This window comes from Pigmentiphaga daeguensis (genome assembly GCF_039523035.1).
Lineage (GTDB): Bacteria > Pseudomonadota > Gammaproteobacteria > Burkholderiales > Burkholderiaceae_B > Pigmentiphaga > Pigmentiphaga daeguensis.
In genome coordinates this window covers 1-20,606 of sequence record NZ_BAAAEN010000002.1, presented here as the reverse complement: position 1 = coordinate 20,606, position 20,606 = coordinate 1, and the positions used below count along the sequence as shown (strand labels likewise).

Here is a 20,606-nt window from a genome sequence, read left to right as displayed (position 1 = left end):
CTTGGGGACACGGCGGTTGACGAAGAAACGATTCAGCCCGGCGGAGGTTCGACCGTGTTTCGGCCCCGTTCCTTGGCGCGCTCCAGTGCCGCCTGCGCCCTGGAAAACGTCGCCTCGAAATCCCCCTGTGCCCGGACCACGCCGGCCGACAGGGTGATCTGCGTGCCCAGGCTGCCCCGCAGCGCGAACTGGCGTCCGCCGACGTGCAGGCGCAGGCGTTCGCACATGGCGAGCGTTTCCGCCAGCGAAGCCGGAACCAGCACGGCGAAGCGGTCGCCGGCCACCCGCGCCAGCATGTCGAGCGAGGGCAGCAGATTCCTTGTCAGATCGGCCAACTGGCGCAGGATAGCATCGCCCGCGGCGCGGCCCAACGCCTGGTTCAGGCGGTCGAAACGGTCGATGTCGATCAGCGCCAGGCACAGGGGTTCGCCATCGCGCTCGGCGCGTGCCATCTCGGCGGGGTAGGCCGTGGCCATCCATCGACGGTTGTAGAGCCCGGTGACGGCATCGTGACTGGCCATGAAGTCGATGCCGGCAGAAGCCTCGCGCGGATCGTGGCGCAGATTGGCCGCCCGCAGCCGCGCGCTCAGCATGTCCAGCGCGTTCAGCGCGATGCGCGGCACCGTTTCCATCACCGCGCGCAGCCGCGTTGCCTCCAGCGCCACCAGCCGGGCGGGCCACTGCGCGGCCACGTACACGGTACCGCCTTCGGGACCGACCAGCGCATGCTCGCCCAGGCCGTCGCCGGGAACGAAGCGCGCCACCCGCTTCTGCAGGTCGGCGTCCAGGAAGGCGGCCAGTTGCCCTTCCACCAGCACATAGACATGGTGATTGGGCTCGCCCGGCTGCAACAGGATCGCGCCGTGGGCGAGGTGGGTGGCGAAGGCGAACTCCCGGACCCGGTCGCGCTGGTCCGGCGTGCAGCCGGCGAACAGCGGCGAGCGGGCCAGGGCATCCAGGTCCTCGGCGGTCAGGTCGCCGGGCGAGCCGTCTGGAGGAAGATGGGAGGGAATATGGCCGGTCATCCCCCGTTTATCGGCATCGAGGCGGGCAAATTGAGTTCGCCCTACAGTTCCGCCGGCCTGCGTCCGATAAGAGATTCCATGAGCCCGCGAACCTTCCTTTCCCGTCCTTTCGCCCCCCCGCCGACCCGCCGCGCGCTGCGCGCAGGATGCCGGCTGCTGGCCGCGTGGGTCCTGCTGGCGGCGGCCGGCTGCGACTACCTGGGCCTGCAGCCCGTCTCGCAGATCGAGGCCAGGAAGGACTCCGAGGGGCGCGCCATCGGCGGGGCCTGCCGCCAGGCCGGCCGCGCGCTGGAAGACTGCTACACGTTCAATCCGCACATGTCCAAGGCCGCGATCTTCACCGGCTGGAAGGAAATGAACGACTACATGCTGCAGAACAGTCTGACGGAAGTCCGCCCCGAGGTCGCGCCGGTGCTGCCCGCCGGCCGCGCCAGGGCCGACGCGGCACCGGCAGGCACTCCCATGGCCAGCCCGCCCGGCAAGCCGGCGGCACGCGCGACCGTTTACACTACGCCCTAAGGCCGTCCCGACGCGGACGAGCGCCTTCCGGGAAACGCCTCATTTCCCGTCCACAGGACATTTCATGTATCGCCGCTTGTCGCTTCTCGTCCTTGCGCTGGTCACCCTGCACGCCTGCTCCAAGTCCCCTCCGGACCCCCTGCCCTCCGCCGTGCCGTCGGCCACGGCCGACGGACCGCCTCGCTACGACGCCGAACTGGTCTACGTCGACTTCGCCGCCCGGGATCCGCGCGCCCTGGAAAAATACAGCAAGGGTCCCTTCATCGTGACGGGACGGCTGCAGAAGGTTCACATCGTCGGCACCGGCGAACTGCAACTCGATCTGAAGGCGGCCGACCCGGCCCATCCGGTGCGGGTCCGGCTGAAGTCCGACCCCGCCTGCGACGGCGGGCGCGACTGTCCGGAGCAGGTGGCACTGGACACGCTGCCGCGCGGTTTCAAGGTCTACCTGGAATGCGAGCGGGCCACGCTGGAAAACGGCACGCCCACCGTGGCCGGCTGCGTGTTGACGGGAGCGCCGGGCCGCATCGGCTAGGGCCTGTTCCCGCTAAAAGGAGGCTCGCACAGGCCGGGCATGGCCCCCAGGCGGGCTCCGTAGGCACGGGGGTTGCTGCCCGAAGGCTTTCCGCAAGGAGAGCCATCATGCCTGAACGCAAGACGATCGAGAAAGCGAAGCAGGACAAGCGCCAGGGCAAGTCCGCATCGACCCAGGCCGGCGAATTCGTCAAGGAACAGATCCATCACGTGCGCGAAGGTCGGCACGGCGTGCGGTCGACCAAGCAGGCCATCGCCATCGGCCTGTCGGAAGCCCGCCGCTCCGGCGTGGCCCTGCCCGCGCCCAAGCCCGGCCGCGCCAGCGCAAAGACCCGCGCCAAGGCCGAACAGGACGTGCGCAAGGGCGACGAAACGCCGCACAAGAAGTCGGCCACGCGCTCACGGGCGACCAAGACCGCGCTGAAACGGGAAGGCAAGTCGGGGGCGTCGAAGAGCGCCCTGGCCGCTCACGCCAAGACGGCAGCCAAGCGCCGCAGCGCGGCGGACAGGTCGGCCGCGGCCAAGAAAGCGGCACGCACCAAGGGCGCGGCCGGACGCTCGGCGGCCGCCAAGAAGGCCGCCCGCACCCGGGCGGCCAACCGGCATGCCTGAGCGGGTCAGTGCAGTCGCACCACCTTGCGGGAGATGACCTCGGCGCACTCGTCGCTGTCCGACGATTGGAACAGTCGATGGACGACGAACTCGGCGCCGGGGTCGACCCCCAGGGCTTCGGCGGCGGCACGCCGCACTTCGGGGCTGGGGTTGCAGCAATAGACGCCGGCCTTTTCGGCCGCGGCCGCGGGTTCGGCGCCCAGGTTGGTCAGCCACTCGCGGTCTTCGTTGAGCGCACACCAACGCGGTTCGCCGGCCGGGTCAGTGGCCGCTACGACAAAACACACCAGCTTCTTACGATCAATCACCATTGTTGCCATGAATACGGCCCTCCAGCGTGCGCCCATCGTAGACCAACCGGGCCTCGATGTCAGCGCCACCATACTGGGATATCTACCTATCCCGAGGTTGGCGAAAACCCTTGTTGAAACACCCGGATCGGGGAACCGTTAACATGCCGGTTGGACTCGACCCGAGCCTTGCAAATTCCCCAGAACATGCCGCAAAAGGAGCCATCGTGACCGACCCTGAATTCATGAAGGGACAACTCACCGCCTTGCAGAACGTCGTAAGCATGCTGATTTCGGCCCATCCGAACGCCGAGCAGTTGCGCCAGGTGATGCAGGCCATCGCGCAACAGGTGGAACCCACACTGAACGAAGCGCACCCCTCGTTCAAGAAAGGCTGGCAGAACGTCATCGCCACGCTTTGCCAGACCGAGGAAACCGGATCCGATACGACCGGACAGCACTGACCGGCGCCACGGCGGCCGCGCCACCTCAGGTGCGCGCCGCGAGGTCCGCATAGTAGGGCAGGCGCTCCAGCGCGTGGCGGGCCGCCCGTTCCCGGACGGCGTTGCGCCCCCCCGGAAAACGGCGCGTTTCGCTGTACACCGCGATCTTCCCTTCCCCTCCCCGGAACACCCACGCGTAGCACTGGGTACCGGCGGCCACCCCATCGCCCCCGCCATCGGCCACGCCCGTGTTGGCGATCGCCACGTTGGCCCGGCTGCGCGCCAGCGCGCCCCTGCCCATGGCCCGCGCCACGTGCTCGCTGGTCAGGTTGTACGTCCGCAGGATACGTTCGGGCACCCCCAGGGCATGCCGCTTCGCATCGGGCGAATACACCACGAAGGCGCAATCGAGCAGCGCACCGGCCCCCTCCACGTCGGCCAGCATCGCGGCGATCAGCCCCGCCGTGCAGGATTCGGCCGTGGCAAGCAGCAGCTTGCGCTCACGCATCTCGCGCGCGATGTCTTCGATGGTCCGCATGCGGCTCTCCGGCATTCCGATGCCACGCTCCAGCACGTGGCGTACCCGGGCGCACCCGTCACGCCGGCCCCGATGGCCGCATGCATAAAACTCCAGCGCCACATGTAAATCCTGCGAACCTGCGCCGTGCCTCCCCCGCCCCGGCCCGCCACGGGCCTCCTGCGCTGCCCCGCCAAGCTGGCACGAGGCTTGCGACCTCGCGGTCTCGTCAGCCGAACCATTCCCTAATCTTGGAGAACCTCATGCCTACGCTTACGAGCCCCAAGCGCCCTCGAGGCTTTGCCGCCATGGACCCACAGAAACAGCGGGCCATTTCCGCCGAAGGGGGACGCGCCGCCCACCAGTCTGGCAATGCGCACGAATTCAATTCGGAAGAAGCCCGAGCCGCGGGAGCCTTGAGCCACGCTCACAGGCGGCGCCGCGCGGCGGAAGCGCAGGCCCAGGCACAAAGCCCTTCAAAGGAGGATGCGGTACAGACGAGCCCCGGAAGCTCGTGACTCCCCGCCCCGGCCGTCCGGCCGGGGCTTCCCCTGCTCGTTCCTAGCGAAACAACTCCCCCGTCGCACGCGCGGGCTCGGAGATTCCCGCCAGCGTATCGTCCGTCCCTCCCGCCCGCGTGGCCAGGTCCCCCAGCGAGACCACGCCCACCAGTTCGTTGTTCGATCCCAGGATAGGCAGGCGGCGTATCTGTTCATCCCGCATCTTGGCCTTGACCGTCTCGGCGTCCTCGTCCGCATAGCACCAGCTCACGTGCGGCGTCATGGCCTCCCTGACCCGTGTCGATACCGGCGCGCCGGCCGCGATGCAACGCACCGCGATGTCCCGGTCGGTCACGACGCCCACCAGGCGGCGGCCGTCGCATACGGGCACCGAGCCGATGTCCAGGTCGGCCATCAATTGCGCTGCGCGCTGGATGGGTTCATCGGCGGACAAAAAGGCGACGTCGCGGGTCATGATTTCTGCGATCTGCATGGTTGCTCTCCTGAAAAAAATGCCGCGGGTGCGGCGTACCCTGGGCGAGCAACCCCCGTTCCCATGACGGCCACGACGGCCCCTGCGCGGACCTCTTGATTTCGCCACGATTTTCAGCGGATACTGTACATACATACAGTAACGTGTGCGAGAACCATGTATACCGTCACCTTGCAAGACTACCCCCAACTGCCCGAGGAACTCCGGCTCCAGGCCGAACGCCGCTACGCCCGCACGCTGGAAAAGGCACTGGGCGGCATCGAAGGCCTCGCCGCCGCCTACAAGGCCTGGAGCTGGGCCGAGGAATCTGCGGACGACATCTCGGAAGAGGAACGCTCGCTGGCGCTGCGCTGGCAGCGCGCGGCCGTCAAGGCGGCCCAGGAAGGCTTCTCGGCCTTGGGCGAAACCGACTCCGCCTACTTCGAAGTCCGGCTGGAACGCTAGCGGCCTGGGCGATTCGCGTAATCGCCAGAAATTCGCTAGAATAGCGGTCTCGCTTGATCGGCGCTCGATCAGCGCAGCGTTTCAAGTGGTGGCTGTAGCTCAGTTGGTAGAGTCCCGGATTGTGATTCCGGTTGTCGTGGGTTCGAGTCCCATCAGCCACCCCAGTATCTACGCCGTTTTCCGGCAATCTCCCCTTCCCTGAAATGGTGGCAAGATCGCCGAATGGTGGCTTGGCCTACGCGCTGCCCTTGATTTTCACCACGCGCCGACGGTCATAAACCCGCCGTGTCGTGGCCGGATTGGCATGCGTCTCCGGGTTTTCCTCCCGCTCTACCATCCTGGTCACGTAATACCCGCGCAGGTCATGGAACGTGAACCGCTCGCGCGTCGGATCCTCGGCCAGCCAGTCCCCCATGATCTTGGCCCACAGCGCCTTGAATCCCGAATCCGTGTAGGGCTGGCCTTCCCGGTTTGTAAAAACGAAAATCGACTCGGGAATTGGCGTCTTACCGTCACGCTGGGTGCGCCGCAGGGCCGCTAGTTCATCGAATAGCCTACGCAGGGCCGGCGTCCAGCCGATCAGGCCGCGCCGCTTAGCTTCCCCCGCTTTCGCCTTGGCAAAGCCGATGGCGATACCATCGTCGCCCACATCGGCTTTGGGCAGCCGTAGGAACTCCGCGCGCCGGCGCCCGGTGAGCGCGATGAATTTGCCCATCAGCCCTACCACGTGCGAGGACGGCCCCTTCTTGGCTGCGGTGGCGCAGAATGACTCCAACTCCTCCCAGCTCGGGCAGCGCGAGCGCGGCCGCTCCTTGTTCCGGCGCACCTGGCGGCACGGGTTGACGGCGGCATAGCCCTGCTCGATGCCGAACTGGAACGCCGAGGCCAGAAACGCCACTTCCCGATTGGCCCGCACCGGCGCCGCGGCACGTTCGACCCGCAGATACCGCGCGACATGCGGCGGCTTGACCGCCTCGACCGGCATGGCACCGAACACCCGCAGGATGTGCTTGCTGGCTTCGATATAGTCGTCCTGCGTGCGCTGACCCAACTCGTTCTTGAACTGCCCGCTGGCCAGGAATTCGCGCACCAGCTCGGCCACCGTCCCGGTATCGGGTGCCCGGCGCTCCATCTCCAACACCTTGCGTATCGCCTCGGCCCGGTCGTGGCCCAGGTTGATGTATTTCCGATCGTAGGTGTAATACCGAAACGTCCAGCCGCCGCTCTTGCGCGGTCGGGCATCCATCCTGGGCAGCAGCCCCAGCGCGAGGTTCTTGCTTCGCTTGGCGATCATCCCGCCGTGCTCCAGTTCGGTTCGTATGTCGAGGCGCGCTTGATGGGCGCCTCACCCGATAGGCGGGCGTCGTGGTACGAGCGCAACACCCTGGGCCAGCCATCGCGGGCACCGTCCGCGTACGGCCAATTGTTGCGTTCCAGCCACCGAATGACAGCCGCGCGAGTGCGGTAGTCGGTCAGGGCCTTGAGTTCGTCGGGGGTTAGATAGAGTCCGCCGGGCATGGCCAGATCCTCCAGAAAATCATACTGCGGGAGGGGCTGGCGCCTCTCCCTCCGTCTTGCTTGCAGGGGTGGGGCCGATAACGCGGGCTGCCTCGGCCGAGAGATCGGCCGGCAAGTGCGGCACGCAACGGTTAAGAATGGACGTCACAGCCTTTAGTTTTTCGCGCGCCTCTACGGCGGCGACTGCGAGGCGTTCAACCTTGCTGGACACGGGGCTATCGACGAGTGCTTCGGCCACTTTGCGCTGTCCTGTGTCATACCCCTTTCGGTAGCCGGCAATGTAGCCGCGTCGATAGTCAGGCGAACGAGATGCCATCACTCCCCCTTCTCGATTGCCGGGGTGCTGTACGTTGAGCGAATGATCCAGCCCTTCATAGCAAGGTCAACCCATTCCTGTCGCTTCGGGTGGCGACGATTCCACCCGTCGTCGCCGATGACATAGGGCTTGCCCTCGCTATCTGTCGCTACTCGGTCATGATGCAGGCCGTTCTGGCGATACCATGCGACCTCGGCGGCCTGATAATCGCTATGCGTCATTTCTGCTCACCTCCCTTTGCAGGGGTGCTGCGGGCGCCGCGGGCTGCGGGCGGAGCCGGTAGCGGCATCCAGTGCGTCGCCCGCCCGTGGCGCCATCCGCCCCGCTCACTGCCGGCGTAGTTGGCCTCGATCTTCCATTCCTCCGACCAGTCGTCCCACCACGCCAACAGCACGGACGTATCCATCGGCACGTCGATAGGGGCGTCCTCTTCGATCAGCATCCATCCCGCATCGCCCTGCGGGGAAAGGGCGCGGCTCGCGCGATATTCGGCCCACGCGTCATCCTCGGCGCGTTGCGCGGCCGAGTAGCTGTCGGGGCCTACCGGTACCCCAGCGGCGGCCAGGGCGCGGGAGACGGCCGCCAGCGCGTCGCGGTGCCCGTCCTGGTAGCAGGCGTCGCCGAACTCGGCCACCTGTGTTTCGGTGTAGGCCATGACCTCGCCGTCAACGTCGTAGCTGGTGCCGAAAATCTTGCGCTGGCGTGGCAGGGGCCGCCGTCTTTGGGTAGCACCGGCTCTATTCATGGTCGCCGTCCTTGAACAGGCCGGCCAGCCTGCGGCGCGCGTGAGCGGCCGAGAAATTTGCCCGGTCCCGATTCTCGTGCTGCGCCGGCCCTTGGGCTGCTGCCGCACCTGCACCTTCGCGGAACCCAGCCACGAATGCCTCAATTTCGAGGTGCTGCGACACCGTGCGCGATCGAAATCGGATGATCTCGGTACGGGTGTGCTGATTGAGGTCGGCGCCCGGCCGACACCCAGGAAAGCGTCTCTCCAGGGCCGACAGCAACGCATTGCGCAAGTGGGGCGGCATTGCAAAGTGCGCCATGTCACAACCTCGCAGTGGGTAGCGCGGCACAATCCCAGCCGCTGAGGACGAGATTGCGCAGGATCGCGGGGCCTTCCTTCCGATCGTCGCGCCCTTCGTCAAGCACATACTCGAGCGCGGCCAGGGCTTCGCGGGCATCGCGCGGCGGTATGGACGCCAAAAAGCCGAAGCAGTAGTCGTCGTGCGCCCAGGCCTGCTGCGGACTGTCGCTGCCCATGTCCACGCATGCATTGCGCAGCCAGTACAGCTTGTTCCAGTAGGCGAAGACGTGCAGGCAGTCCGAAATTGACGTAGGCGTGAGCGCGGCGGCCTTTGCAAACCGGGTCGCGGCTTCGGTCTTGGGATAGTCTCCGAACTCTCGTCTCCGCTTCAGGCCATGCAGCGCCTTGACGCATGCTTTTTCGGCGGGCGTGGCACTGAATAGGTTTTCTTGGTCGCCAAACCTGGAGAGGGCTTCGTGCCGTCGTGCGGCCTTTTGAATCGCCGCCTTGGCTTGGTCCTCCAACTCGCCGAAATTGAAGGTTGAAAAGGCGGCCGCGAACGTGCTGCCGGTTTTCACCGCCACGTGACGCGCGTATCGCACGGCCAGCGTCTTCATGGGGGTCTTGATTCGCTTGCGAGCTTCCAGCGCCTTGTCGATCAGCGCCTGGTGCCCGGTCTTGACGACCTTCTGCAGCCACAGCACCGCATCGACTTCACGGTCGCCGGTGACGGTTTCCTGGGGCGGCATTTCGGGCACGGCCAGCGCCGTGCTGGCGCTGGCCTGGATGGGTGGCAAGGTGAACAGCTCGCGCAACTGCTGGTTATCGTGAGGGGCGGCGTTCATAGGTCGTGTCCTCGAGCGGCGGCCAGCGCATGTCGGTAGTCCGCGATGATGTTGTTCAGCATGGCGGAGCCCTGGAAGGCCGGCAGCTGGCGGATGTTGTTCAGGAAGGTCAGACGCGGCGGAATGTCCACGGCGTCCAGGTGCAACTGCACGATGGACAGCTCGGGCTCAGGCGCCCGCGGCGCGTTCTTCGGGCGGCGGGGCATCAGGGAAGGCCTCCAGGGCGCTTGGGCAACAGGCCCGACCCTTCGAGCCAGTCATTCGCCAGTCGGGCCGCCTTCAAGGCGGAACTGCTGGTGCCGGTGACGCTCAGGACCAGGGCCTGGAGGGCGATGGCGGCCTCGTCGCGCTGGCGCTGTGCCTCTTCCAGGGCCGCGGCATCGGGCCGGGACTCGCGCAGGACGTGCAGTTTCCCCTTGACCTCGGAAAGCTCGGCCAGCGTCTGCTGGTACAGACGTTCGTAGGTATCGCGCTGGCGACGCACCTGCTGGTGCTGTTCGCGCGGCACGGTGGGCGTGAGAAGGTCGCGGGGCTCAGACATTGCAGAAGCTCCGGAGCATGTTCCCTTCGGCATGGTCGAGGCTGTGAGTCAACTTTTCCGCCATGTCCTGCGCCATGCCAACGATGTATCGCGGGCAGAACCCCAGGTCGGCTGCGTCGTCCGGCATTGCGGCATAGAGCAGTTGCAACAAGGTCCAGATGTCCATGGCCGCCGTCTCGGCCTCCTTGAGCAGGCGGGCCACGCTGGTCAGGTCTTCATCGGTGGGCGGCGGGTATGCCGCCATGACTGCCGTTTTCATTTGCGCGCCTCACTTTGCCGCGTGGCGTCGAGACGATCGACGGCGGCCAGAATTTGATGGATGGTGGAATCGATGTGGTTCAGGTAGGCCACGCGGTCCGCGTCGTTGAGCGCGAAGAACGCTTCGGCGCCTTCGCCGCAGGTCATGGCCAGCATGGCGCTGGCGGCCCTGCCGAGAATGCGGACCTCATCGATGCAGTCAAGAGCGGCGACGGCCAGCGAATCAGCAGCCATGGGCGCCTCCCCAGGTCGGAAAGGGCCAGCCGGCAGGCCGACCATCAGCGGCCCGCATGGCGGCCATGGCCTCGTGGAGCAGGTCATCGAGACCGACATCCACCGGCTGTGGCTCGCCGTTCCTCCAGATCGGCGAGCGCAAGAAGGCAAGGCGCACGTCACCGGACTTGAGGCGCGAGAATTTCACGCGCACCCCGGGCATGGCTGGCAGGTGCGACCCGGCGAACTTGCGGCCTGCCGCCGGCAGCAGGCCTGCGAGAAAGGGCGACCGTTCGATTTCGCCCCGTGGGCCGCTGACCTCGCTGCTGCACACGATCGGCTTGCCGGGGCGCTGGAAGTCGTAGAGGTGATGCACGAGGGTCGATTTCATTCGGTGGCCTCGCTGTGCTCCGCCGGGAAAGGCTGCCGCTCCAGCGCAACTTCCAGCAGGGTGGCCGCCTCAACCGACGTGCGGTTCAGCGCGCGAAGGTAGTCTCCGAACACGTCATCGGGCACGTTGCTCAAGGCATCGGGCGTCAGGAAGTCGAAGAGCGCGGTAAGGTGATCCAGCCGGCGCACGCGCGCGAGCGCTGCATCGATGATCACTTCGGCCGTAGCGGCCGGATTCACCATCAGGGCGGTATTGCCCTTGCTGGCCTCGGGCAGTTCGCTGCAGGACACGCGGCCGCCCTCGTCCTCGCAGTAGATGTAGGCGCTCATGCTTCCTCCGCGGCGAGTTCGTGGACGGCGCGCTTGTGGGCCTTGATCGCGCGAGCGGGGTCCCAGCGGCCCGGGTAGGGATCGCCGCTGTACAGCATGTCCACCAGCAGGGCGCCGATGGCTTCCACGAAGTCCTGGTGCGCGTCAGGATGGAGCGCCAGGAAGAGGGTCCCGATGTTGCTGGGGACGGCGTTCTTGGCGCCCTGGCGCTCGGCTTCCCGCTCGAGGCGATCTTGCAGGCCGGCGTAGAAAGCTTGCGCCGCGGCGTGGCCGGGCTTGCGCGGGGCGCGAGTCTTGGCGGTGGTCATGCTTCACCTCCCGCCGCTTCGCGCAGCTCGTCGTTCTCGCGCTCGACTTGGGCCAGCGATACCTTCAGCAGCGCGACTTGAGCGCGCAGACCCTCGATTTCATCCGAGGTGGCGACCTGGCCGCCGCGAGCGGGCTCGAACGACCGCGCGCATGCTTCACCCCCGAGCGCGGCGATGATGGCGGGGCAATGCTGATCCCGCGCCGTTTCGTGCGCGCTGTCGAGCCAGTTGCCGAAGTCGTCGCCGAGGTAGCTGCCGATGTTGCACAGGTGTTTGATGCGAAGCAGGGCGCTTCGCTCTTCCTTGTCGGCAAGCCCCTGGGAGGCGATCCCATCGATCGTCCGGAACAGGACGGCCAGATCCATCAGCGAGCCCGCAACCGAGTCCATCGGCGCAAGAAAATCGCTCTCCAGTATCGATGCGATGTTCGGGATCTTCCCGGCTTGCGGGGCCTGTGCTAAATTCGTAGGCGTAGAGAAGTCCTTCCGCTCAACGGCGGAATTTTGCTTAGACATGTGGGGCTCCGTATGTCTGAGTTAGGCCTTATCGCGGTGGCAGCCGCGACTTGGCCGGCAGAGGCCGCGTCAGCGAAAGCAAGGCGTGGCCTTTTGTTTTTCGCTGTCGGTACGGAGATTATCAGGTGGCTACTTGATGGCAGTCAAGTAGTTTGCTTCTAATTTATTGTGTGAATCCGGAGCCCGAGCGGTAGACGATTTCGCCCAGGATCTCGAAATGCGAGCCGGACCCCGGTTGCACGAGGCGGTCGGGATACCTGTCGTTGAATGAGTGCAGTGTCAGCGCGCCGCCGGTTTGGCGGAAAAGCTGCTTCACCAGAAACTCGTCCTCGAAGCACACCGCGTAGACGGCTCCATCGCGCGGTTTGGTCTTGCTCACGTCGATCATGATCATGTCGCGATCGAACAGAAAGTGTTCCATGCTGTCGCCGCGTGCCATTGCCAGGCGGCAATCCTTTGGATCGGAACCAATGGCGCGGAAGAAGTCGAGCGTAAAGGGCAGTGCATTTTTTTGCCGGATTTCCCACTGAACCGCGCCATGCCCAGCCGAACAAATCAGGTCGTACCGATCGACCCAGACCCGATTTTCGTCCTCGGGAAGGTCCGCTGGGTGCTCCCAGACGGCAATCTGGCCTGATGCCTCGACAAGGCGCTTTGCGACCGAGGGTGGGTCCCGGTCTAGCCATCCGGCATCGACATGCAAGTCCGCTTCGAACACGCGGGCCAATTCGGCTGTGATCGGGTTTTTCTCTGCCGAACCATCTAGGAATGCGTCGATCTCGGCCGGTGTTCTCCCAAGAACGCGAGCCAGGGACTCTCTGTCCCCTTTGAGCACCTCCCTCAAGAACTTGGCCAGCCTGCGCTGGCGCACGCCAGCAGCCCCCGACTCATTTGCTTGACTCGTGGGATCGCCTTCTCCTATCGCCAGCCAACGCGGGTCGACATCAAGAGCTTCGGCAATAGCCACCATCATCTTCGTCTGGGTATAAGCCCCTCGCTCGATCCCGGCTATCAGGCTTTGGCTTACCCCGGCACGCTCGGCCAATTGCTGCTGAGACATTTTCATGGCCTTTCGGCGCTGCTTGACTCGTTCGGCAAAGGACATGCTGCTCTCCAGTGGTGGGCGCGAAATATTAGCAGGATATTCACAAGGATCGTGTCAAGTATTGACCTAATTAAGTAGCTGTCTGATAATTGCTGCATGAACTGGTCAAAAATTATTCGCGACCTGATGGATGCCGGGGTCGCACAGCGTGAAATCGCAGAGCGGATCGGCGTCTGCCAAGCCACCGTGAGCCAGGTGCTGCGCGCCGAAGGGCGGCGCGACCTGGAGTATTCCAAGGGGGTCGCCTTGATCGCGATGCATCAAGAACGATGCGGCGAGGCCACCCATGCGTGAAATCGTCCTGTTGCCCGGCGAAGAGATCCATCTAGCCGGCGCGGTTGTTCGGGCTGCGGCACAGCTCCCGAGCGCACCAAGCTCCCCGACTGCGCTTCGCGATTTCCTGAACAGCATGCCGGTCCACGAGCAAGAGGACTTTGCCGCCCGGTGCGGCAAGTCGCTCGGCTACCTCCGGCTGGTTGCCTACGGGCATCGCCGTTGCCGCGAGTCTCTGGCCATCAACATCGACCGCGAGTCGGGCTCAACCGTCCGGTTGCAGGACCTGCGTCCGGACGTTGATTGGCGCCATGTGCAGTCCGTCAAATTGGAGGCGGCCGATGCGTGATATCGCCGCCACCTTCGGCTCTATCCCTTTCCCCCTTCTGTTCATTCTGGCGTTTCTGGTGGCCCTGGTGCTCGAGGGGCTGGCAATGCGCGTTCGTCGGCGCCAGGACCACGAGAAACGTCGGGATCGTCGCCCTGACCCTCGCTATGACCCGCGTCAGTTTCGGAGGGATCGCTAATGCCCAGCCTGCCCATGACGAAGGACGGCGAGGCCCTGCCGTTCCAGATCGGTTCCACCGAAACCGGCGTCGCCCTCCAGATCGGTGACCGATCCACGGAGTATTTTGTCGTTCTCGAGCTTCCGCCCGCCCAGGCCATCATGCTTGGGGAAGCCCTGGCGCGCGCCGGGAGGAAGCTGTGCAACTGATCAACCTGCCGCTCGATGACATCCGAATCGACGGCGGCACGCAGCCGCGTACCGCGATCAATGAGGACGTGGTGGCTGACTACGCTGCGGCCCTGACGGACGGCGAGAAACTGCCGCCGGTCGTGGTGTTCTTCGATGGTGTTGCCCATTGGCTCGCCGATGGCTTTCATCGCTATCGCGCCCATCGCGGCATCGGCATGTTGAGCATTCAGGCCGATGTGCGGGGCGGCACGCGCCGCGACGCGATCCTGCATTCCGTCGGCGCCAATGCCTCCCACGGCCTGCGCCGGACCAATGACGACAAGCGCAAGGCCGTCCGGACCTTGCTTGCCGATAGCGAGTGGGCGGCCTGGAGCGACAACCAACTGGCGCGCGCTTGCCGCGTGAGTCCCCACACGGTCGCCGCCGTGCGCAAGGAGGTCACTATGCAAATGCATAGTGAGGAATCGACTGCACGGACGTATACGACCCGGCACGGCGCGCAGGCGGTGATGAACACCGCCAACATCGGCCGACGAGATCCGCCGGCTGCTGGCGCTGCCGAGGGGGAGCCCGAAGTACCGGCACCGGCCGCGCCCCCTGTCGAGCGCAAGGTCGACACCCCGCCGCCGATCGCTCCCGAAGTTTCTATCAAGCCGGCGCCTGCGCCCACGTCGCCACCCAATCCGCAGCAAGAGCGCATCGGCGACCTGGAAGAACAGATCGACGCACTGCGCGAGCGCAACAGCGAACTGGAGCGCGAGAACGAGGCATTGCGCTTGGCTGCCGATCCGGCGGCCTTGACTCGCATCGAGCAACTGCAATCGCAGATCCAGGCGCTGACGCTGGCGCGTGACACCCAGATGGAAAAGGCGGCCAACTTGGTGCGAGAGGTTCACCGCCTGCGCCGACGCCTCGGGGAAAGCGATGCGTGAAATCGACCTGCGCCCCTATCAGCACGAGGCCATCGGCGGCTTGCGCGACGGGTTGCGGGCCGGCCATCGCGCGCAGATCCTGATGGCGCCTACGGGCGCCGGCAAGACGGTCATCGCCGCCCACCTGATGCGCGAAGCGGCACGCAAGGCCAGTCGCGTGGCGTTCATGGTGGATCGTGTGGCCCTGGTCGACCAGACCAGCGCCACGCTGGACTACTACGGTATCGATCACGGTGTGGTGCAGGCTGGCCACTGGCGCCGGCGGCTCTATGAGCGCGTGCAGGTCTGCTCCGCGCAGACCATCGAGAAGCGCGGATTCTTTCCTGACCTGGACCTGCTTATCGTGGACGAGTGCCACGCAATGCGGCAAGCCACTACGGCGTTGATCAAGGCGCGGCAGGGCCTGACGGTCATCGGTCTTTCCGCCACGCCGTTTGCGAAGGGGCTGGCCGGCCTGTACTCAAACCTGGTCAGCGTCTGCACCACGAATGAGCTGATGGCCGAAGGCTATCTGGTGCCGCTGAGAATGTACGCGGCCAAGGCCATCGACATGACTGGAGCCAAGACGGTTGCCGGCGAGTGGTCCGACAAGGAAGCCGAGGACCGTGGTCTGAAGATTGTCGGCGACATCGTGACCGAATGGCAGGTGAAAACGCAGAAGCACTTCGGCGGCCCGGTCAAGACGATTGTCTTTTCTGCGACGGTGGCCCACGGCCGCGAGTTGTGCGCCCAGTTCCAGGCCGCCGGCTTCAATTTCCAGCAGGTGTCTTACCGGGACGCGGACGACGATCAGCGGCGCGCCCTGATCGAGGAGTTCCGCAAGCCGGACAGCGAGATTATCGGGCTGGTCTCGTGCGAGGTGTTTACGAAAGGGTTCGACGTTCCGGACGTGCTGTGCGGCATCGCCGCGCGGCCGTATCGCAAGAGCCTGTCCAGCCACGTCCAGCAAATGGGCCGGGTCATGCGACCCTCGCCGGGGAAGGACTTCGGGCTGTGGCTGGATCACTCGGGGAACCTCATGCGCTTTCGCAGCGATGTCGAGGAACTGTTCACCAACGGCCTATCCAGGCTGGCGGACGGCAACCTGGACAGCAAGGCGAGGGCCGAGCCGACACCGCGTGAGCTGGAGCGTTGGAAGTGTTCCTGCGGCCAAGTGTTCGACCGGGTCATGGCGGTGTGCCCGTCCTGCGGCAAGGAGCGCGTCAACCGCGCTTTGGTGGAAAACGTCGCGGGTGTCATGGAGGCAGTAGGCCACGACGGCCAGGCCGCCTCCAAGGTGCCCCCTTTCCTGCAAGATCGCGCGCACGTCTGGCGCCAGCTGTGCGGTATGGCTGTGAACCGCAAGGGCGATGATTTCGACGCCGCCCGCCGGTGGGCACAACGTCAGTATCACTCCCTGTACGGCGAATTTTCGCTTACGAGGTATTCCCCGGACCTAGCAATAGACCCGACCGAGCAACTGGCGCGCAGGGTGAAGCACAACATCCTGAAATGGGCCAAGGGCCAAGCGAAGGCGGCCGCATGACGTTCGTTCAATTCGCCGCGCTGCATGGCCTGGTGCTGACTCAGCCGCTCAACAATGGCCGGGTCAACCGCTGCCCGACAGAAACGCATCCACGCTCCCGCAATGGCGCGTATCGGTACACCCGCGACTGGGGATGGGTACAGGACTGGGCGCAGCATGAAGCGCCGGTGCTGTGGTTCGCCGAGGGGGCTACCGAGGTAACCCGTGCAGCCGCCCGCCGTGATATGGCGGAGCAACAGCGCCAGGAAGCTCGCCGGCGCGCGGCTGCTGCCGCGAAGGCGCAGGAAATTGTGCGGGCGTGTCGTGCGGATCGGCATCCATATCTTGAACGCAAGGGCTTTCCGAACGAGGAAGGCTTGATCGATTACGACGGGCGTCTGGTGGTGCCCATGCGTGACGTAGGCAACTACCAGCGCGTCCAAAGTTTGCAGTGGATCGACGCTGTTGGGGGGAAGAAATTCTTGCCTGGTGGCGCCGCTAAGGGCGGGGTCCTGGTGCTGGGAGCGACGGTCGGCGAAACGTGGCTGTGCGAGGGCTACGCAACCGCGTTGAGCGTGCGTAGTGCGCTGCGCTACCTGCATCGCCCGGCGCGGGTAGCGATCTGCTTTTCTGCGGGGAACCTGGCCCATGTGGCCGGCTTGCTGCCGGGCCGGCGGTTCGTGGTGGCCGACAACGACGCCAGCGGCACCGGCGCCCGGGCCGCCGAGTCCACGGGCTTGCCGTGGGTCATGCCGCCCACAGTAGGCCACGACGCCAATGACATGCACCTGGATGCAGGAATACCCGCATTGGCGGCCTTGCTGCGCGATCTGGCGCGTCCGCAGGGGGCGACCGTGCCTTAAGGCCTCCCGACCTACTGCACCGCGCTGGACGGACATCGTTTAACGCCAGCGGCGCGGGAAGAACCGGGACTGGGGGATAGATCTGAAACACCGGGAGGGGCGGCGAAGTTAGCACCCCGAGATCGAAAAGGCTGACGGGTTATGCGACGCGCGACTGGTGCATGCATATGAAGGCCCCGCCAGGATGGGCGGGGTCCGCTCATCGCTCCTGGTAGACGAAGCAGTAGCGGTTCAACGATGAAGAGACAGAAGAACAGAGGTAAGGATGCTGGTTAAGAACTGTACACCCCGCATGCTCGAATGCCCGTCCGTGCATCCTGACTCGGGTGCGCCATACAGCCCGTGGCGATCGCCGGCGTTGCTGCCTGAGGCCATCAAGGCGCGGCTCCGCCCGCTGGTGCGGGGCAAGGTGTTCGACCTGGCCGACTGCGCCCACATCGCCCATGCCCACCTGCTGGATGCCGACTGGTGCGAGTGCGCTATTCGACAGGCAGAAACCCAACTGCGTCGGCCCACCGATCGCGCTCAACCCGAAAGGACCGTACATGCGTAAATCGCTGCTGATCGCCGCCCTGGCACTCTCTCTGCATGCCGTGCCTCACCGCGCGGCCGCTGTCACAGTCATTGTGCCGGCCCGGCCCATTGTCGTTCCCCGAGCGATCCCTCAGGTCCCTCGCGCAACGCAGGTACCGGCCCGCCCGTCCGCGTCGCGTGGCGCGCCGGCCAGGTCCGCGTCGGCCAGGTACGCGCCGGCCAGGTACGCGCCGGCCAGGTCCGCGCCGGCCAGGTTCGCGCCGGCCAGGTCCGCGTCGGCCAGGTCCGCGTCGGCCAGGTCCGCGCCGGCCAGGTACGCGCGGGCCAGGTCCGCGCCGGCCAGGTTCGCGCCGGCCAGGTACGCGCCGGCCAGGTCCGCGCCGGCCAGGTCCGCGCCGGCCAGGTTCGCGCCGGCCAGGTACGCGCCGGCCAGGTACGCGCGGGCCGCGGTCGCCGCTTGCAGCGCCGCCCGCGTCTTCAGGTGCTCCGGCGTGTCAGCGGGGATCTCGGCGGCGTAGAGCACGGCGCCGGTGTAGCGGTGTTTGATTTCGTGGGTGATGGTGTTGGACATGATGGCTCCGTGCCCCAACGGGGCGGTTGGGGTGGAGTTAGGCGGTGGCGCGAGCGATGGCGGCACGGCGCTTCGCGCCCACCATGCTTTCGTAATCCCACTCGGGATCGAGCGCGCCGTCTCGCTCGCGATCACGCCATTCCTGTTCGGCTTGCAGCGCCTCCAGCAGCTCGGGATCGGCGCCGCTATCCAGGCCGTAGGCGGCGGCGAAGGCGGATTGATCGGCGTAGTCCTCGACGTGGAACGTGCGGCTCAGGCGAACCGCCACGCCTGAGAAGCTCCAGGTGACGCGCGGCTCATCGTTTTGTCCCGGCGCCTTGGGGATGATGACGCTGACCGTGGACTTTCCGAGATTGTTCAGCGCACACATGGCGCTATAGACGGCCTGGGCCTGCGGCAGCGTAAGAGCGAGTGTCTTGTTCATTTCCCATCCTCCTTGCCCTGGTGGGCGGTTGATGGGGTGAATATTAGCGATGAGCTAATCTTTAGTCAATAGCTTTGAGCTAATATTTTGAAACGCAAAAAAGCCCTCCACGCGGGAGGGCTGGGCACAAAAAACCCCGCCTAGGCGGGGTTGAGGCCGGAATCACACGTTCCGGCTTAATCGAAGGCCAAGAACGAACCGCAGTGGGCTGTGATGTTTCCAACCATTTGAGTGTTGCCAGCGATCAAAGCATCACCGCTTCCATAAATGGTAAAACCAGCTGGCCGCAAATCTATGAATTCGACAGACACATCGTCAGGTGCGGTTTGTCGGACAATCAAGACACGGTTTTTCAAGATCGATAACGTTACGGCGTCACCCTCTTCCTGCACTTCAATGCCAGGGTACACAGGCTTATTCCCCTCAACAATCGGAATTACCTGGCGTCCTCCTCGGTTTGCCCATAGCCACACGATGGGGCGGTTGCCACGCCCTATGCGAAGAATTGGTTGGCCGCTAAAGAGAAACAACTCTGGAGTTTCGATAGCTGTGTTCGATAGTAGCCTTACAGCCCGGTATGGCTGATAAACCGGGATGTTTGTGCTCTTGTCGGCTGTCATTCCCCACTCCCACCGACGGACAATTTCCCAGGTTTTTCGGCAAAGTGCTGCCGTATCTGCTTGCGAATACGCGCACCCTCTGTCGGGAATAACCGTGCGACCAAATAGAGAACGAATGAAGCCGCCATGAGGAGGGCGACGGGCAGCCAGTCTTCGGGCAAAATTCGGAGAAGATCTCTGTTCCATATCGAAATTGCGCATTTCGCTAGAAATGCAAGGGCGCTCCCGACCCCGGCGATGAAAAGGTTCGCTGACCAAAATATAGCAGTAGATCTCTCACTGCAAAGATGGATATATTCAACGTGGGTCAACGGGTAAACCTCTTGCCGGAAAAAAAGTTGTGGAGCGTCGACCGAATCTAGCGGAACGCTGTGCGCTTCTTCCCGCTGTGCGATTTGTTGAGTGGCCATGAATCCCCTTAGCAAAATCTCAGAATCCGGGCAACGGTTCAAGCCCAGGAAGAGACGCGAGCCCATGCCGCGCCTGACGTGGTGGCAGTCAACGCAGCAATCAGAAACATCCAACGCATTTCGTTACCTCACCAACTTTTTTAAGGGGAACGGCCTATCTTGGTCACGTTCCCCTTGGTACAGAGCGCCCGCATTGGGCCTGGATCAGGCGGCGGCGCCGCTTTTGATCGAGGCTTCCCATTCCTTAATTATTTCGAGCACTCGTTCTTCGGCCCTACCTCGCAATCGCTCAGGCAATGCTGAAAAACGTGCCGGATCGATGTCTGGAAATGGCCAGGCAGCACCCCCCGTTGCGGGATCGTTGTCCATCCATCCAACCTCCTTCCCCATCGCCTCTTCTAGCGCTCGCGCCATAGCTGAGCCTAGTTCCTTCGGTTTGCCGGTCTTTCCCTCCCATCGGTTGAGTATCTGACTAATGGTGGCGTCCCGCTCGTTCCGTTTGGCGATCCGGTTCAGATTGGCTACCGATCCGGCTTCGGATACTAGGTCGCGCAACCGCTCTAGGCGGATTTCCTCGATGGTCTTCATGCGGACATTAGATAGCTGAGCGCTCGGCGCATGGTGTAGCTCATCGCTATTGACCCAATGCATAGTGACGAGCTAATATCCGCGCATGCGCCTATCTGACCTATACCCATCACTGACAACCCACGAGCGCGAAACATTGGCTGCGCAGGTGGGCACGTCCACTGCCTACCTTTGGCAACTCGCCACTCGTTGGAAGCGAAAGGCCGCGAGCATCGACATGATTCGACGCCTCGCATCCGCCGACGCGCGTTTGACGGTTGCTGAGATGATTGAGGAGTTCGCCGAGGATCCGTCCAAGCGCCAGTCCCCCACCCCCACCCCCGCCAAGGAGGCGAGCCATGCGTGACCTCGACATCGCTGCCATCGAACGCCTGTTTGGCGATGAGCACCCCGGCGTACTGCGCGACACCCTGGTTGACATGGTGCGCGTGGGGACGCTGCCCGGTA

General features: G+C 64.8%; 37 protein-coding genes and 1 tRNA gene. 15 read left to right on the top strand and 23 right to left on the bottom strand.

Annotation, left to right across the window (positions count from 1 at the left end):
* Nucleotides 1–32 precede the first annotated feature (32 nt).
* Nucleotides 33–1,025 (bottom strand): GGDEF domain-containing protein, encoded by a 993-nt coding sequence (locus ABD104_RS02685; RefSeq protein ID WP_087839672.1) that lies wholly within the window; start codon nt 1,023–1,025, stop codon nt 33–35.
* 78 nt (nt 1,026–1,103) lie between these two features.
* On the opposite strand from ABD104_RS02685, the gene ABD104_RS02680 reads away from it, so the two are divergent.
* The 3 genes from ABD104_RS02680 (at nt 1,104) to ABD104_RS02670 (ending at nt 2,690) form a co-directional block, all read left to right on the top strand.
* Nucleotides 1,104–1,544: a hypothetical protein gene (locus ABD104_RS02680; protein WP_087839673.1), complete on the top strand. Its 441-nt coding sequence runs from the start codon at nt 1,104–1,106 to the stop codon at nt 1,542–1,544.
* Nucleotides 1,545–1,608: 64 nt separating this feature from the next.
* A complete protein-coding gene (locus ABD104_RS02675) occupies nt 1,609–2,079 on the top strand; it encodes a hypothetical protein (protein ID WP_343927092.1) in 471 nt (156 codons plus the stop codon).
* A 107-nt stretch (nt 2,080–2,186) separates the two neighbouring features.
* Complete coding sequence (locus ABD104_RS02670) at nt 2,187–2,690, top strand: DUF6496 domain-containing protein (RefSeq protein WP_343927091.1); 504 nt, start codon at nt 2,187–2,189, stop codon at nt 2,688–2,690.
* Between the two features lie 5 nt (nt 2,691–2,695).
* Here the strand turns inward: ABD104_RS02670 and ABD104_RS02665 are convergent, their stop codons facing one another.
* Nucleotides 2,696–3,010 carry a hypothetical protein gene (locus ABD104_RS02665; RefSeq protein ID WP_132979339.1) on the bottom strand — a complete coding sequence of 105 codons (315 nt, stop codon included), beginning with the start codon at nt 3,008–3,010 and terminating at the stop codon, nt 2,696–2,698.
* Nucleotides 3,011–3,207: 197 nt separating this feature from the next.
* Between ABD104_RS02665 and ABD104_RS02660 the strand changes: the two genes are divergently transcribed.
* On the top strand, nt 3,208–3,444 hold the full coding sequence (locus ABD104_RS02660) for a hypothetical protein (RefSeq protein ID WP_087839677.1): 237 nt from the start codon (nt 3,208–3,210) through the stop codon (nt 3,442–3,444).
* Between the two features lie 25 nt (nt 3,445–3,469).
* Here the strand turns inward: ABD104_RS02660 and ABD104_RS02655 are convergent, their stop codons facing one another.
* Nucleotides 3,470–3,961, bottom strand: coding sequence for a CinA family protein (locus tag ABD104_RS02655; RefSeq protein ID WP_087839678.1), 492 nt, complete (start codon nt 3,959–3,961; stop codon nt 3,470–3,472).
* An 80-nt stretch (nt 3,962–4,041) separates the two neighbouring features.
* On the opposite strand from ABD104_RS02655, the gene ABD104_RS30295 reads away from it, so the two are divergent.
* Nucleotides 4,042–4,458 (top strand): KGG domain-containing protein, encoded by a 417-nt coding sequence (locus ABD104_RS30295; protein WP_420495853.1) that lies wholly within the window; start codon nt 4,042–4,044, stop codon nt 4,456–4,458.
* Nucleotides 4,459–4,501: 43 nt separating this feature from the next.
* On the opposite strand, the gene ABD104_RS02645 is transcribed toward ABD104_RS30295, so the two are convergent.
* Nucleotides 4,502–4,933, bottom strand: coding sequence for a CBS domain-containing protein (locus ABD104_RS02645; RefSeq protein ID WP_165963080.1), 432 nt, complete (start codon nt 4,931–4,933; stop codon nt 4,502–4,504).
* Nucleotides 4,934–5,089: 156 nt separating this feature from the next.
* On the opposite strand from ABD104_RS02645, the gene ABD104_RS02640 reads away from it, so the two are divergent.
* On the top strand, nt 5,090–5,377 hold the full coding sequence (locus tag ABD104_RS02640; protein WP_087839681.1) for a hypothetical protein: 288 nt from the start codon (nt 5,090–5,092) through the stop codon (nt 5,375–5,377).
* An 88-nt stretch (nt 5,378–5,465) separates the two neighbouring features.
* Nucleotides 5,466–5,541 (top strand) — tRNA-His (locus ABD104_RS02635).
* A 71-nt stretch (nt 5,542–5,612) separates the two neighbouring features.
* Here ABD104_RS02635 and ABD104_RS02630 read toward each other — a convergent pair.
* The 15 genes from ABD104_RS02630 to ABD104_RS02565 form a co-directional block, all read right to left on the bottom strand.
* Nucleotides 5,613–6,671, bottom strand: a complete 1,059-nt coding sequence (locus tag ABD104_RS02630) for a tyrosine-type recombinase/integrase (RefSeq protein WP_343927090.1) — start codon at nt 6,669–6,671, stop codon at nt 5,613–5,615.
* Nucleotides 6,668–6,895, bottom strand: coding sequence for a DUF4224 domain-containing protein (locus ABD104_RS30290; RefSeq protein WP_425543305.1), 228 nt, complete (start codon nt 6,893–6,895; stop codon nt 6,668–6,670). Before ABD104_RS30290 ends, ABD104_RS02630 begins: the two co-directional genes overlap by 4 nt.
* Before the next feature lie 315 nt (nt 6,896–7,210).
* On the bottom strand, nt 7,211–7,432 hold the full coding sequence (locus ABD104_RS02625) for a hypothetical protein (protein WP_343927089.1): 222 nt from the start codon (nt 7,430–7,432) through the stop codon (nt 7,211–7,213).
* Nucleotides 7,429–7,956 (bottom strand): DUF551 domain-containing protein, encoded by a 528-nt coding sequence (locus ABD104_RS02620; RefSeq protein WP_343927088.1) that lies wholly within the window; start codon nt 7,954–7,956, stop codon nt 7,429–7,431. The genes ABD104_RS02625 and ABD104_RS02620 overlap by 4 nt, the downstream gene beginning before the upstream one ends.
* The gene (locus ABD104_RS02615; protein ID WP_343927087.1) at nt 7,949–8,257 is read right to left on the bottom strand and encodes a hypothetical protein; all 309 of its coding nucleotides are present in this window, start codon (nt 8,255–8,257) and stop codon (nt 7,949–7,951) included. The genes ABD104_RS02620 and ABD104_RS02615 overlap by 8 nt, the downstream gene beginning before the upstream one ends.
* A gap of 1 nt (nt 8,258) precedes the next feature.
* Complete coding sequence (locus ABD104_RS02610; RefSeq protein WP_343927086.1) at nt 8,259–9,083, bottom strand: hypothetical protein; 825 nt, start codon at nt 9,081–9,083, stop codon at nt 8,259–8,261.
* Entirely contained in the window at nt 9,080–9,289 is a 210-nt protein-coding gene (locus ABD104_RS02605) for a hypothetical protein (RefSeq protein WP_343927085.1), read from the bottom strand. Before ABD104_RS02605 ends, ABD104_RS02610 begins: the two co-directional genes overlap by 4 nt.
* Nucleotides 9,289–9,624 carry a hypothetical protein gene (locus ABD104_RS02600; protein WP_343927084.1) on the bottom strand — a complete coding sequence of 112 codons (336 nt, stop codon included), beginning with the start codon at nt 9,622–9,624 and terminating at the stop codon, nt 9,289–9,291. Before ABD104_RS02600 ends, ABD104_RS02605 begins: the two co-directional genes overlap by 1 nt.
* Nucleotides 9,617–9,883, bottom strand: coding sequence for a hypothetical protein (locus ABD104_RS02595; protein WP_343927083.1), 267 nt, complete (start codon nt 9,881–9,883; stop codon nt 9,617–9,619). Before ABD104_RS02595 ends, ABD104_RS02600 begins: the two co-directional genes overlap by 8 nt.
* The gene (locus tag ABD104_RS02590; protein WP_343927082.1) at nt 9,880–10,116 is read right to left on the bottom strand and encodes a hypothetical protein; all 237 of its coding nucleotides are present in this window, start codon (nt 10,114–10,116) and stop codon (nt 9,880–9,882) included. Before ABD104_RS02590 ends, ABD104_RS02595 begins: the two co-directional genes overlap by 4 nt.
* Entirely contained in the window at nt 10,106–10,486 is a 381-nt protein-coding gene (locus ABD104_RS02585) for a hypothetical protein (protein ID WP_343927081.1), read from the bottom strand. Before ABD104_RS02585 ends, ABD104_RS02590 begins: the two co-directional genes overlap by 11 nt.
* Nucleotides 10,483–10,815 (bottom strand): hypothetical protein, encoded by a 333-nt coding sequence (locus tag ABD104_RS02580; RefSeq protein WP_343927080.1) that lies wholly within the window; start codon nt 10,813–10,815, stop codon nt 10,483–10,485. Before ABD104_RS02580 ends, ABD104_RS02585 begins: the two co-directional genes overlap by 4 nt.
* On the bottom strand, nt 10,812–11,123 hold the full coding sequence (locus ABD104_RS02575; RefSeq protein WP_343927079.1) for a hypothetical protein: 312 nt from the start codon (nt 11,121–11,123) through the stop codon (nt 10,812–10,814). The genes ABD104_RS02580 and ABD104_RS02575 overlap by 4 nt, the downstream gene beginning before the upstream one ends.
* On the bottom strand, nt 11,120–11,638 hold the full coding sequence (locus ABD104_RS02570) for a hypothetical protein (RefSeq protein WP_343927078.1): 519 nt from the start codon (nt 11,636–11,638) through the stop codon (nt 11,120–11,122). Before ABD104_RS02570 ends, ABD104_RS02575 begins: the two co-directional genes overlap by 4 nt.
* Before the next feature lie 163 nt (nt 11,639–11,801).
* Complete coding sequence (locus ABD104_RS02565; RefSeq protein WP_343927077.1) at nt 11,802–12,743, bottom strand: S24 family peptidase; 942 nt, start codon at nt 12,741–12,743, stop codon at nt 11,802–11,804.
* Between the two features lie 96 nt (nt 12,744–12,839).
* Here ABD104_RS02565 and ABD104_RS02560 point away from each other — a divergent pair, with 96 nt between their 5' ends.
* The 7 genes from ABD104_RS02560 to ABD104_RS02530 are packed head-to-tail and all read left to right on the top strand — an operon-like array spanning nt 12,840 to nt 17,012.
* Nucleotides 12,840–13,037, top strand: a complete 198-nt coding sequence (locus ABD104_RS02560) for a hypothetical protein (RefSeq protein WP_343927076.1) — start codon at nt 12,840–12,842, stop codon at nt 13,035–13,037.
* Complete coding sequence (locus ABD104_RS02555; RefSeq protein WP_343927075.1) at nt 13,030–13,365, top strand: hypothetical protein; 336 nt, start codon at nt 13,030–13,032, stop codon at nt 13,363–13,365. Before ABD104_RS02560 ends, ABD104_RS02555 begins: the two co-directional genes overlap by 8 nt.
* Nucleotides 13,358–13,543, top strand: coding sequence for a hypothetical protein (locus ABD104_RS02550; RefSeq protein WP_343927074.1), 186 nt, complete (start codon nt 13,358–13,360; stop codon nt 13,541–13,543). The genes ABD104_RS02555 and ABD104_RS02550 overlap by 8 nt, the downstream gene beginning before the upstream one ends.
* Nucleotides 13,543–13,731, top strand: coding sequence for a hypothetical protein (locus ABD104_RS02545; protein ID WP_343927073.1), 189 nt, complete (start codon nt 13,543–13,545; stop codon nt 13,729–13,731). The genes ABD104_RS02550 and ABD104_RS02545 overlap by 1 nt, the downstream gene beginning before the upstream one ends.
* Entirely contained in the window at nt 13,722–14,645 is a 924-nt protein-coding gene (locus ABD104_RS02540) for a ParB N-terminal domain-containing protein (protein ID WP_343927072.1), read from the top strand. Before ABD104_RS02545 ends, ABD104_RS02540 begins: the two co-directional genes overlap by 10 nt.
* Nucleotides 14,638–16,170: a DEAD/DEAH box helicase gene (locus tag ABD104_RS02535; protein ID WP_343927071.1), complete on the top strand. Its 1,533-nt coding sequence runs from the start codon at nt 14,638–14,640 to the stop codon at nt 16,168–16,170. Before ABD104_RS02540 ends, ABD104_RS02535 begins: the two co-directional genes overlap by 8 nt.
* Complete coding sequence (locus ABD104_RS02530; protein ID WP_343927070.1) at nt 16,167–17,012, top strand: primase/helicase family protein; 846 nt, start codon at nt 16,167–16,169, stop codon at nt 17,010–17,012. Before ABD104_RS02535 ends, ABD104_RS02530 begins: the two co-directional genes overlap by 4 nt.
* Before the next feature lie 664 nt (nt 17,013–17,676).
* Here the strand turns inward: ABD104_RS02530 and ABD104_RS02525 are convergent.
* The 4 genes from ABD104_RS02525 to ABD104_RS02510 all read right to left on the bottom strand — a co-directional run bounded on the left by ABD104_RS02525 (nt 17,677) and on the right by ABD104_RS02510 (nt 20,159).
* Nucleotides 17,677–18,117, bottom strand: a complete 441-nt coding sequence (locus ABD104_RS02525; protein ID WP_343927069.1) for a pentapeptide repeat-containing protein — start codon at nt 18,115–18,117, stop codon at nt 17,677–17,679.
* A gap of 37 nt (nt 18,118–18,154) precedes the next feature.
* Nucleotides 18,155–18,541, bottom strand: coding sequence for a hypothetical protein (locus ABD104_RS02520; protein ID WP_343927068.1), 387 nt, complete (start codon nt 18,539–18,541; stop codon nt 18,155–18,157).
* Nucleotides 18,542–18,717: 176 nt separating this feature from the next.
* Nucleotides 18,718–19,161: a hypothetical protein gene (locus ABD104_RS02515; protein WP_343927067.1), complete on the bottom strand. Its 444-nt coding sequence runs from the start codon at nt 19,159–19,161 to the stop codon at nt 18,718–18,720.
* 614 nt (nt 19,162–19,775) lie between these two features.
* Nucleotides 19,776–20,159 carry a hypothetical protein gene (locus ABD104_RS02510; protein WP_343927066.1) on the bottom strand — a complete coding sequence of 128 codons (384 nt, stop codon included), beginning with the start codon at nt 20,157–20,159 and terminating at the stop codon, nt 19,776–19,778.
* 217 nt (nt 20,160–20,376) lie between these two features.
* Here ABD104_RS02510 and ABD104_RS02505 point away from each other — a divergent pair, with 217 nt between their 5' ends.
* On the top strand, nt 20,377–20,505 hold the full coding sequence (locus ABD104_RS02505) for a hypothetical protein (RefSeq protein ID WP_343927065.1): 129 nt from the start codon (nt 20,377–20,379) through the stop codon (nt 20,503–20,505).
* Nucleotides 20,506–20,606 lie beyond the last annotated feature (101 nt).